This is a genomic window from Ruegeria alba (assembly GCF_022321465.1).
GTDB classification, from domain to species: Bacteria; Pseudomonadota; Alphaproteobacteria; order Rhodobacterales; family Rhodobacteraceae; genus Ruegeria_B; species Ruegeria_B alba.
In genome coordinates, this window is the sequence record NZ_JAKOEM010000022.1 from 1 (window position 1) to 10511 (window position 10511).

The following is a 10511-nucleotide window of genomic DNA, read 5'->3' on the forward strand; positions in this document are numbered from 1 at the left end:
TGAAGAGCCGAGCAGGAAGACTTCAGCCGCTATTTTCGCCGCGCTTACACATCGACTTTTTCAACAGCATCTCCGCAACTTTGCTGTTTGCCTACGGTGCAGTGAAGGTCCGTAGTCGGTAAGGGGTGAATTGGCCATCAGGCCAAGAGGGGGCGGCACCCCCTCGCCGAACTCAATAGAACAGCGCCGCGTTGTTGATCAGCACTATCCGCAGCGCCATGATCGCCAGCAGCACCACAAGCGGGGTCAGGTCGAGCCCGCCCATCGGCGGCAGGATCCGGCGGATCGGGCCATAGATCGGCTCCAGCACCCGGTTCAGCCCGTACCAGATCTGCGCCACCAGTTGCTGGCGCGTGTTCAGCACTTGGAAGTTGATCAGCCAGCTCATGATCACATGCGCCAGGATGAAGAACCAGACCACATCCAGGATCAACATCAGGATTTGAAACAGCGACTGCATGGGGCCTCCTCGCGCACGAACCGCGAACAGACCTAAGAGCAGCGGGCCAAAGACGCAAGGGTTCAAGCGGGCCCGCACAGGAAAGACTTGCCTCGCCCCCGAGCCAGCCTTCATAACCGAACCAAACACAAACAAATCGAAACGGGGACAGGCATGGCGGATATCTCGGCGCGCAAGCGTATCTGGGGCTGGTATTTCTTTGACTGGGCCAGCCAGCCTTATCACACGCTTCTTGTGACTTTCGTGTTCAGCCCGTTCTTTGCCGCGGTGGCGGCGGACTATTTCATGGGTCAGGGGTTGGCGGACGAGGCCGCCAAGGCGCAGGCGCAAGTGGTTTGGTCGCAATGCCTGACCATCACCGGGCTGATCATCGGTTTCGGCGCGCCTTTCCTGGGGGCGATGGCCGATATCTCGGGCCGCCGCATGACCTGGATCACCCTGTTCTGCGGCATGTATGTCGTGGGCGCCTGGGGTCTGTGGTACATGGATCCGACCGGCGGCAACCTGTGGTGGATGATGGCCAGTTTCGGCATCGGTTTCATCGGCGCCGAATATGCGCTGATCTTCATCAACGCGCAGCTCCCCTCTCTCGGCACCAAAGAGGAAGTGGGCCAGATCTCGGGCTCGGGTTTCGCCTTTGGCTATCTCGGCGGCGTGGTGGCGCTGTTCATCATGCTGCTGCTCTTTGTCGAGCAGGGCAATGGCAAGACGCTGATCGGCCTCGATCCAATATTGGGACTCGACCCCGCGACCCGCGAGGGAACCCGCGCCGTCGGCCCGTTCACCGCGCTCTGGTTCGTGATCTTCATGATCCCCTATTTCCTCTGGGTGCGCGAACCCGGCGGCAGCGGCCGGCACGGCAGTTTCGGGCAGGCGGTGGCGCTGGTGGTGCAATCGGTCAAGAACCTGCGTCACCGGGGCAGCCTGGCGAGCTATCTGGTCTCGTCGATGTTCTATCGCGACGCGCTCAACGGGCTTTACGGTTTTGGCGGGGTCTATGCCCGGCTGGTGCTGGGTTGGGAGATCACGATGATCGGCGTGTTCGGCATCATCGCGGCCATTTCGGCGGCGGCGTTCAGCTGGCTGGGCGGGCTGGCCGATCGCAGGCTGGGGCCCAAGCCGGTCATTGTCGGTTCGATCCTGGTGCTGATCCTGGTCTGCGCCACCATCGTGGGCATGGACCGCACGCAGGTTTTCGGTATCCCGCTGGCCGAAGGTTCGAGCCTGCCCGATTTCGTCTTCTTCTTCTGCGGCGTGCTGATCGGCGGGTTCGGTGGTATCGTTCAGGCGGCCAGCCGGTCGATGATGGTGCGCCATACCGATCCCGCGACCCCAACCGAAAGCTTTGGTCTTTACGGTCTGTCGGGGCGCGCGACCGCGTTCCTTGCACCCGCATTGATCGGGGCGGCCACGGCGGCAACCGGGTCTGCGCGCTTGGGGGTTTCACCGGTCGTCGGCTTGTTTATTCTGGGTCTGATCCTGTTGATTTGGGTGAATCCAAAAGGGGACCAGAAATAGTGTTTATTCAGATCATTGCCGTTCTTCTATTGATGCTGAGTCCGGTGCTGGGTGCCGCTCCGGCGCAGGCCGAGCCATTGGCCAAAGAGCTTTTCGGGGCGCAAAAGCAGGCCTCTCGGCAGAAACCCGCCGCCTATGGCAGCTATGCCAAGGGCTGCGCGGCCGGGCTGGAGCAACTGCCCGAGACCGGCCCCACCTGGCAGGCGATGCGGCTGAGCCGCAACCGCAACTGGGGCCACCCCGAGACCATCGAATTCATCCGCGACCTGAGCGGTTTTGCCGCCCAGCAGAAAGGGTGGAGTGGGCTTTACATCGGCGATATCAGCCAGCCGCGCGGTGGGCCGATGCTGACCGGGCATCGCAGCCACCAGCTGGGGCTGGATATCGACATCTGGATGCTGCAGGCCAACAATCTGCGTCTGTCGGGCCAGCACCGCGAAAACATCTCCTCGGTCTCACTGCGCCGGGCCAAGGGGGCCTATGTCAACGACAGCTGGACCCGCCAGCATCATGCGATCATGCGCGAGGCGGCGCGCGACAAGCGGGTGGCGCGCATCTTCGTCTTTCCCGGTGCCAAGGTCTGGATGTGCAACAACGAAAAGGGCGACCGGTCCTATCTGCGCAAGATCCGGCCCTGGTGGGGGCATCACTATCATTTCCACGTTCGGCTGAGTTGCCCGCGCGGCTCGCGCGGCTGTGTCGACCAGACCCCGCCGCCGCAGGGGGATGGCTGTGCCGAGGCGCAGGAATGGGTGAACAATATCCTGAACCCGCCGCCGCCGAAGCCGCGTGACCCCAACGCGCCGCCGCCCAAGAAACGCCGCGAATACGTGCTGGCCGACCTGCCGAAGCAATGCGCCTCCGTCTTGCGTTCGCAATAGCGGCGGGGCTGGTGCTGTCCGGTCCCGGCCTTGCCGTGGACCGGGGCGAGGCACAGCATCTGGGCAGTTTCACCTGGCGGGGGTCGCAACCCTGGTTCGGCGGTTTCTCGGCCATCGAAATGGCGTCGGACGGTATCGGCATGACCGTACTGTCCGACCGCGCCACGATCCTGACCGCGAGGGTGCAGCGCGACGGTGACCAGATCACCGGCGTCGAGATCGACACGGTGCACAAGGTCAGGTCGAGCAAGAACAAGGTACTCAAGGGCCGGGTCGGCGACAGCGAGGGGCTGGCGATCGGGCCGGACGGGGTGATCTACATCTCGTTCGAAGGCGTGGCGCGTGTGGCGCGATACACCCGCCCCGATGGCCCGGCCAAGGTTCTGCCGCGCCCTGACGCGTTTCGCCACATGGCACGCAACGGCGCCTTCGAGGCGCTGGCGATGGATGCGCGCGGGCGGCTCTATACCCTGCCTGAAAGCAGCCGCGCCGCCGATGGTTCGATCCCGGTCTATCGTTGGGACGGTCGGGCCTGGCGCACGGCGTTTCACCTGGAGCAGTTGGGTGAGTACCTGCCCGTGGCTGCCGATTTCGGACCTGACGGGCGGTTCTATGTGCTGGAGCGGGATACCGGCGCCATCGGGTTCCGCTCGCGCCTGCGCCGTTGGAACGTGACAGCCAACGGGGTCACTGGCGAAGAGATCCTGTTCCAGAGCCGTCTGACGGCACATGACAACCTTGAAGGAGTGTCGGTCTGGCGCGACGGGCAGGGGCGGCTGCGCGCGACGATGGTGTCCGACAACAATTTCCTGGTGCTGCAACGGACCGAGTTGGTCGAATACCTGCTGCCGGATTGACAGGACGGGGTGTTGCGGGCTAAACGCCCGGCTTGTCCGCGACACAGGCGGACCAAGTCGCCGCACCCTTGTCAAAACGGACCCCGAAACATGACCCGCGCATTCCTTCCCGGCATTCTTGCCATGGCCGCCATCGTGGTGGCGTCGAACATCCTCGTCCAGTTCCTGATCCTCGACGGATTGCTGACCTGGGGCGCCTTCACCTATCCGCTGGCTTTTCTGGTCACCGATGTGATGAACCGCGTCTATGGAACCGAGGCCGCGCGGCGCGTGGTGTTTGCCGGTTTTGTGACCGGGGTGATCTGTTCGCTGATCGGCAGCCAGATCATGCTGCAAGGCGACGGCTATACCTATGCCGCCGTGCCGCTGCGGATCGCGGTCGCCTCGGGCACCGCGTTCCTGATCGCGCAACTGACCGATGTGGCGGTGTTCAACCGGTTCCGGGGCGGGCGCTGGTGGCGGGCGCCGCTGGTGTCGACCCTGATCGGCTCGGCGTTGGACACCGCGCTGTTCTTTACCATCGCCTTTTCGGCCAGCATCACCCTGTTTGGGCCCGATGCCGACGCCGCCGTCAACTGGGCGTGGGAGGCGGTGCCCTTCATGAACACGGGCACGCCGATGCCGCTGTGGGTCACGCTGGCCTTTGCCGACTGGCTGGTCAAACTCTCACTTGCCCTGATCGCGCTGATCCCGTTCCGCGTTATCGTTCAACGACTTGCCCCGACCCGCGCCGCCGCCTGAAGATTTCATTTGGCGCAAATCACTTCCTGTGGCAGGCTGAAGATGAGTTCAACAGCAAAGCAAAGGAGGTGGTCCAGTGTCGAGAAAGGGATTGGTAAGAGGTGCCGGAACCTAGGGGCAGGCGCCGGTCAAGGCAGTCCTTGGCGGGTCCCCGCCCCGGTCGAGCCTGTTGGCCCACTGGCACAGCTTCCTGAACTTTCGAAAGGCCGCCCGATGGGCGGCCTTTTTCATACCCGCGAGGCCCGCTAAGGTGCCGCCATGCTGTATGTGACCGACGATATCGCGATCCAGGACTGGGAGTTGAGCGAGAGCTTCATGCGCGCCTCGGGGCCGGGCGGGCAGAATGTGAACAAGGTGTCCTCGGCGGTCGAATTGCGGTTCGAAGCGGCGCGCTCGCCTTCCTTGCCCGCACCGGTCAAGGCGCGGCTGAAACGGTTGGCAGGACGCCGCTGGACCAGCGAGGGGGCCATCGTCCTGCAATGCGACGAAACCCGCAGCCAGGCCCGCAACCGCGAGATCGTCCGCGCCCGGCTGGTCGACCTGATCGCGCGCGCGTTGGTGGCCCCGAAACGCCGCATCGCGACCAAGCCGACGCGCGGCTCGGTCCGGCGCCGGCTCGACGCCAAGAAGGCGCGCGGCGAGGTCAAGGCCCTGCGCGGCAAGATCGGCGACGAATAGACTGGCGTCTCTGTGCGCCGCTGCTAATCTCGGGCCAAGAGGGAGTGAACCATATGAGACTGGACGGAAAAACAGCCATCGTCACCGGTGGCGCGCAGGGGTTCGGCGCCGGGATCGTGGCGAAATTCGTGTCCGAGGGCGCCCGTGTCATGGTGGCGGATATCAACATGGACACGGCGCGCGAGACCGCCGCGCAGATGGATGGCGATGCTTTTGCCCATCAGGTCGATGTGTCCGATGGAAATTCGGTCGATGCGATGGCGGCCGCGGCGCTGCGCAGGTTCGGGCATGTGGATATTCTGGTCAACAATGCCGGCGTAACTCACCTTCCAACCGCATTGGAAGATGTCAGCGAGGCGGATTTCGACCGTGTCTTTCGCGTCAACATGAAGTCGGTCTATCTGACCGCCCGGTCGCTGGTGCCGCATATGAAGGAACGCGGCAAGGGTGCGATCCTGAATGTCGCCTCGACCGCTGGCGTTTCTCCGCGACCCCGGCTGAACTGGTACAACGCCTCCAAGGGCTGGATGATCACCGCGACCCGCACCATGGCGGTAGAGCTTGCGCCGGATGGCGTGCGGGTCAACGCGCTCAACCCCGTGGCGGGCGAAACCCCGCTGTTGAAGTCCTTCATGGGCGAGGACACGCCCGAGATGCGCGCCAAGTTCCTGGCCACTATCCCGCTGGGCCGGTTTTCGACCCCGCAGGACATGGGCAATGCCGCCTGTTTCCTGTGTTCGGACGAGGCCTCGATGATCACCGGCGTCGCGATGGAGGTGGATGGCGGCCGCTGCATCTGAGCGCCCGCCTCCGAGGAAAGGCAAGCCATGGTTCCCGGCCCCCGCAACCTGATCACCGATGTGCCCGGCCTGTTGGTCGGCAATGCGCAGGACGATGCGTTGAAATCCGGTGCCACCGTGCTGACCGCCGAGGCGCCGTTCATGGCCTCGGTCCATGTGATGGGCGGGGCGCCGGGCACGCGCGAGACCGATCTGCTGGCGCCCGACAAATCGGTGGCGCGGATCGACGCTCTGGTGCTCTCGGGCGGCTCGGCCTATGGGCTGGATGCCTGTTCGGGCGTGTCCGATGCACTGCGCGCCGCCGGGCGCGGCTATCGCATTGCCGATGCGGTCATTCCCATCGTGCCGGGCGCGATCATCTTTGACCTGCTCAATGGCGGGGACAAGGACTGGCTCGACAACCCCTATCGTGCGCTGGGCCGTGCGGCGTTCGAAGCGGCGGGCGAGGATTTCGCGCTGGGCACCGCCGGGGTCGGTACCGGGGCGCTGACCGCAATGCTCAAAGGCGGGCTCGGCTCGGCCTCGCTGGTGCTGCCCGACGGAACCACGGTGGGCGCGCTGGTTGCCGCCAACCCGATGGGCAGCGTCACCACCCCCGGCGACCGTCACTTCTGGGCCGCCCCGTTCGAGATCGATGGTGAGTTCGGCGGGCTGGGTCCCGACCCCAGCCGCGGGCTGGGTCGGCAGCTTGAAAGCCGCAAGATGAGGACCATGGCCGCCCAGGCGCAGGAGCGGGCCAATACCACCATCGCCATCGTTGCAACCGATGCCGACCTGACCAAGGCGCAATGCCAGCGCATGGCGGTCGCCGCCCATGACGGTATCGCCCGGGCCACGGTTCCGGCCCATTCGCCGGGCGATGGCGATCTGGTTTTCTCGGTCTCGACCGGCGCCCGCCCGATGGCCGCGCCCGAGCGCGACCTGACCCTGCTTGGCCACGCCGCCGCGCTGTGCCTTGCCCGTGCCATTGGCCGCGCCATCTATCTGGCGCGTCCGGCACCGGGTGACCTGTTGCCCTGTTGGAAACAGGCGCAATCCCTCTGACAAGGGCGTGAGAAGGTGCGACACAGTGCCTGAATCCGACGATGGTGGTGTTGACACCGGCGCGCTCTGTCTTCTCATTTGGGTCAGCCAAACATCTGTGGAGTTCCCAACATGAACCGATTTGTCGCCGCCGCCTTTGCCTGCGTTCTTGCCGTTCCCGCCCTTGCAGAGGGCGATGCCGCCAAGGGTGAGAAGGGTTTCAATAAGTGCAAGTCTTGCCACATGATCGAGACCCCCGCCGGTGAAACCATCGTCAAAGGCGGCAAGACCGGACCTAACCTGTATGGTGTCGTGGGCCGGGCCGCGGGCACCTATGAAGGGTACAAATACGGTGACAGCCTGGTTGCTGCCGGCGAAAAGGGTCTGGTCTGGGACGAGGAAAGCTTTGTCGCCTTTACCCAGGACCCCAAAAGCTTCCTGAACACCTATCTGGGTGAAACGGCGGCCAAGTCGAAAATGACATTCAAGCTGAAATCGGGTGGCGAGGACGTGTTTGCCTATCTGCAAAGCGTCGCTGCCGATTAAGTAGCGCGATCAGGTACAAGAGTACCAGCAAGGCCGCAGTGCAGACTGCGGCCTTTTACACGCTTGATCGTCGCGAGAAACGCGCACAGGTTTGTCCGGCAAGTCGGCATGAGACCGGCAGGGCGGCCGCCCCTTGGCGCCGCGGTCACGGGAGAACACGACATGAGGATGGTATGGGCATCCTGATTCCGGCTTGGGTCGACGATACGCTTGTTCCGGTGGACAAGCTGGAAGCGCATGAGAAGGGTCTGAAACACAAGGCGGTTTCGGTCTTTGCGGTGCGCGATATGGACATCCTGATCCAGCGCCGGGCGCTGGGCAAATACCACACACCCGGTCTGTGGGCGAATACCTGCTGCACCCATCCTGACTGGGGTGAGAGCGCCTCGACCTGTGCAGTGCGGCGTCTGCGCGAGGAGCTGGGGATCGGTGGGCTTTATCCCGAGTACCGTCACAGGCTGGAGTACCATGCGGATGTGGGTAACGGTATGGTTGAGAACGAGGTGGTGGACGTCTTCCTTGCCCATGTACGCGGCCCTTTGCAGGTGGTTCCCAACCCCGAAGAGGTGATGGAGATCCGCTGGATCGGCTATCACGACCTGCTGGCCGAGGTGCAGCGCTATCCCGAGCGGTTCACGCCCTGGCTCAAGATCTATCTGCACCACCATTCCGACACGATATTCGGCCCCGATCTGATCATTTCGGCCAAGGCCTGAGCCGGGGTTGGCTCACTCTCCGTTTTCAGTTTTGACCGGTAGTGCATCCGCCGGGCAGGCCTCGGCGATGTGCTGGTGAATCAGCGCCTTACGCAGGGGTTTGGTCAGATACTTGTCCAGCCCGGCGGCCAGAATACCCTCGGCATCGCCGGCCATGGCATGTGCGGTCAGCGCCACGATAGGAACATGACGGCCGTTTCCGGCCTCGAGCCTGCGAATCTCGCCAGTGGCCTGTTTGCCGTCCATCTTGGGCATTGAGATATCCATGAAGATCAGGTCGGGTTGGAAATCCTGCCAGATCTCCACCGCCTCGAGCCCGTTATTGGCAAAGCGCAGGTCGATATCGAGCGTCTTGACCATCTTGCGGAACACCAGCTGGTTGGTGCGGTTGTCCTCGGCGGCCAGCACCCGCATCTGCCGGCGCTCGGTCGGTTCGCCGGCGGCGTCCCGGGATGGCTTGGCTTCAGGTTCCGTTATGTTCCTGGGGTCCTGCACCGATGTGATCTCGGTCGTCATATCCGACAAGCGGGCGAACAGTTCGGCCCTTGGAATCGGCTTTTGCAAAATGCCCTGTACGTATCGTTTGGCCGGGTCCGCATGGGCCACACCGGGATTGGATGAGAGGAGGAATACCGGTACGTCCGACCAACCCGCACCCCGCAGGGCCTCGGCCAGTTCCAGCCCATCCATCTCGGGCATGTTGTGATCACTAATTACCAGATCGACGCAATTGCTCATCTGTTTCAGGGCCTCTGTGCCTGAAGCGCAGCAGGTCACCCGAACGCCCAGCTGGGCCAACTGTTTCTCAAGGATCGCGCGGTTCACAGCCAGGTCGTCGACGATCAGCACATGTTGGAGGCGGACTGGCAGGTTGGGCAGAACCGGTTGCGGTTCCTCGCTCATCGGCAGGGTGACGCGGAAGCCAAAGCACGATCCGCGCCCCTCTTCGCTTTCGACCCAGACGGTGCCGCCCATCATCTGGATCAACCGCTGCGAGATGGCCAGACCCAGCCCGGTGCCGTCGAATTGCCGGTTACGCTCGTTCTCGACCTGATTGAACTCGCCAAAGATATGCGCCAGCTTTTCGCGGGGAATGCCGATCCCGGTATCCTCGATTGCGACATGGATGGCGCAGCGGCCGGTTGCGGGATCGGGCACACCGGTGACGCGGATCAGGATGTGGCCCTTGGCGGTGAACTTGACTGCATTGCCCAAAAGATTGGTCAGCACCTGCCGCATCCGGCCCGGATCGCCGACAAACAGGGTGGGCAGGAACAGGTCATAATCCACCAAGAGGGTCAGCCCCTTGTCGCGTACGATGGGCTGCATCAGCATCGCGACCTCGTGAATGCAGCGTTCCAGATCGAACGGTTCGGGATGGAGCACCATCTTGTCGGCCTCGATCTTGGAGTAATCGAGAACGTCGTTGATGATCACCAGCAGCGCCTCGCCCGAGTTCTTGATCGTACTGGCATAAAGCTGCTGTTCTTCATCCAGCGCGGTGTCGCACAGCAGTTCGGCCATCCCGACCACGCCGTTCATCGGCGTCCGAATCTCGTGGCTCATATTGGCGAGAAAGGCCGATTTGGCACGGTTCGCGGCCTCGGCCCGCTCACGGGCGGCGCGCAGTTCGGCCTCGTAGCGCACGGTCGAGGTGATGTTGAGCGCCAGGCTGACCACATCGCCGCCATGGCCGCGCTGGTCGATCATCTTGACATACTGGTCGTTCCACAGGCGGATCACCACCGGTTCGGGGGTGGGGGCGATCCAGCGGTCATGCATCATCTGCCGCCACTCATCGGCGGCCAGTTCACCGGTGTCGATGATGCCTTCTTCGGTCATCAGTTGCAGGATCCGCATATACGAGATACCGGGCGTCACCTCGTCCAGCCCGTCAAACACGTTGAGATAGGCGGTATTGGCGCCGATCAGCTTGCTGTCCGCATCGAAAAAGGCAAATCCGTCCTGAATGGTCTGGATCGAGTGCCACAGCCGGCGTTCGGCCACCTCGATCTTGGCGTTGGCGACGGTCAGGTCCGATTTGACCTTTTCGTTCTCGTCACGGACGGTGGCCACCTCGGCCTGTTTCTCGCCAATCTGCTTGGTCAGCGCCAATGCATGGCGCCCCAGCTTGCGGTTTGCCGCCGACAGTTCGGCCTGCTTCAGTTCCAACAGTCTTTCCGCGGCCAAACGCGCGCGCCGTTCTTCGGCAAGCTTGTTTACCAGGCTCATTCGTAACAGTCCCCAACGCTCAGTGGCGTCAGCATCCGTCAGATCGGTGAAAAAGAGCT

The 10511-nt window shown here is 63.3% G+C and carries 11 protein-coding genes; 9 read left to right on the plus strand and 2 right to left on the minus strand.

All coding sequences use genetic code 11. From position 1 onward, the window contains the following. Nucleotides 1-172: 172 nt before the first annotated feature. A complete protein-coding gene (locus MB818_RS18305; protein WP_234140336.1) occupies nucleotides 173-460 on the minus strand; it encodes a YggT family protein in 288 nt (95 codons plus the stop codon). A gap of 153 nt (nucleotides 461-613) precedes the next feature. Here MB818_RS18305 and MB818_RS18310 point away from each other — a divergent pair, with 153 nt between their 5' ends. From MB818_RS18310 to idi, 9 genes are all read left to right on the plus strand, one after another. Beyond that, nucleotides 614-1978 (plus strand): MFS transporter, encoded by a 1365-nt coding sequence (locus MB818_RS18310; RefSeq protein WP_238905976.1) that lies wholly within the window; start codon nucleotides 614-616, stop codon nucleotides 1976-1978. Between the two features lie 32 nt (nucleotides 1979-2010). Continuing rightward, nucleotides 2011-2859: a penicillin-insensitive murein endopeptidase gene (gene mepA / locus MB818_RS18315; protein ID WP_238906021.1), complete on the plus strand. Its 849-nt coding sequence runs from the start codon at nucleotides 2011-2013 to the stop codon at nucleotides 2857-2859. Further along, nucleotides 2832-3716: an esterase-like activity of phytase family protein gene (locus MB818_RS18320; protein ID WP_238905978.1), complete on the plus strand. Its 885-nt coding sequence runs from the start codon at nucleotides 2832-2834 to the stop codon at nucleotides 3714-3716. Before mepA ends, MB818_RS18320 begins: the two co-directional genes overlap by 28 nt. Before the next feature lie 90 nt (nucleotides 3717-3806). Beyond that, on the plus strand, nucleotides 3807-4457 hold the full coding sequence (locus MB818_RS18325) for a queuosine precursor transporter (protein ID WP_238905980.1): 651 nt from the start codon (nucleotides 3807-3809) through the stop codon (nucleotides 4455-4457). Between the two features lie 258 nt (nucleotides 4458-4715). Then, the gene (arfB, locus tag MB818_RS18330; protein WP_234140341.1) at nucleotides 4716-5135 is read left to right on the plus strand and encodes an alternative ribosome rescue aminoacyl-tRNA hydrolase ArfB; all 420 of its coding nucleotides are present in this window, start codon (nucleotides 4716-4718) and stop codon (nucleotides 5133-5135) included. A gap of 53 nt (nucleotides 5136-5188) precedes the next feature. Continuing rightward, nucleotides 5189-5935 (plus strand): SDR family oxidoreductase, encoded by a 747-nt coding sequence (locus MB818_RS18335; RefSeq protein WP_234182339.1) that lies wholly within the window; start codon nucleotides 5189-5191, stop codon nucleotides 5933-5935. Between the two features lie 27 nt (nucleotides 5936-5962). After that, nucleotides 5963-6979 carry a P1 family peptidase gene (locus tag MB818_RS18340; protein ID WP_238905982.1) on the plus strand — a complete coding sequence of 339 codons (1017 nt, stop codon included), beginning with the start codon at nucleotides 5963-5965 and terminating at the stop codon, nucleotides 6977-6979. A 111-nt stretch (nucleotides 6980-7090) separates the two neighbouring features. Then, nucleotides 7091-7504, plus strand: a complete 414-nt coding sequence (locus MB818_RS18345; protein WP_234140345.1) for a c-type cytochrome — start codon at nucleotides 7091-7093, stop codon at nucleotides 7502-7504. Nucleotides 7505-7677: 173 nt separating this feature from the next. Further along, the gene (gene idi / locus MB818_RS18350; protein ID WP_234140347.1) at nucleotides 7678-8220 is read left to right on the plus strand and encodes an isopentenyl-diphosphate Delta-isomerase; all 543 of its coding nucleotides are present in this window, start codon (nucleotides 7678-7680) and stop codon (nucleotides 8218-8220) included. Nucleotides 8221-8232: 12 nt separating this feature from the next. Here the strand turns inward: idi and MB818_RS18355 are convergent, their stop codons facing one another. Next, nucleotides 8233-10452, minus strand: a complete 2220-nt coding sequence (locus MB818_RS18355; RefSeq protein ID WP_238905984.1) for a response regulator — start codon at nucleotides 10450-10452, stop codon at nucleotides 8233-8235. Nucleotides 10453-10511 lie beyond the last annotated feature (59 nt).

Excerpts from the sequence above, each read along its gene's own strand:
- MB818_RS18335 (WP_234182339.1), top strand. The coding sequence starts at position 5,189 with ATGAGACTGGACGGAAAAACAGCCATCGTCACCGGTGGCGCGCAGGGG.
- mepA (WP_238906021.1), top strand. The coding sequence starts at position 2,011 with ATGCTGAGTCCGGTGCTGGGTGCCGCTCCGGCGCAGGCCGAGCCATTG.
- MB818_RS18310 (WP_238905976.1), top strand. The coding sequence starts at position 614 with ATGGCGGATATCTCGGCGCGCAAGCGTATCTGGGGCTGGTATTTCTTT.
- MB818_RS18355 (WP_238905984.1), bottom strand. The coding sequence starts at position 10,452 with ATGAGCCTGGTAAACAAGCTTGCCGAAGAACGGCGCGCGCGTTTGGCC.
- MB818_RS18325 (WP_238905980.1), top strand. The coding sequence starts at position 3,807 with ATGACCCGCGCATTCCTTCCCGGCATTCTTGCCATGGCCGCCATCGTG.
- arfB (WP_234140341.1), top strand. The coding sequence starts at position 4,716 with ATGCTGTATGTGACCGACGATATCGCGATCCAGGACTGGGAGTTGAGC.
- MB818_RS18305 (WP_234140336.1), bottom strand. The coding sequence starts at position 460 with ATGCAGTCGCTGTTTCAAATCCTGATGTTGATCCTGGATGTGGTCTGG.
- MB818_RS18320 (WP_238905978.1), top strand. The coding sequence starts at position 2,832 with ATGCGCCTCCGTCTTGCGTTCGCAATAGCGGCGGGGCTGGTGCTGTCC.
- idi (WP_234140347.1), top strand. The coding sequence starts at position 7,678 with ATGGGCATCCTGATTCCGGCTTGGGTCGACGATACGCTTGTTCCGGTG.
- MB818_RS18345 (WP_234140345.1), top strand. The coding sequence starts at position 7,091 with ATGAACCGATTTGTCGCCGCCGCCTTTGCCTGCGTTCTTGCCGTTCCC.
- MB818_RS18340 (WP_238905982.1), top strand. The coding sequence starts at position 5,963 with ATGGTTCCCGGCCCCCGCAACCTGATCACCGATGTGCCCGGCCTGTTG.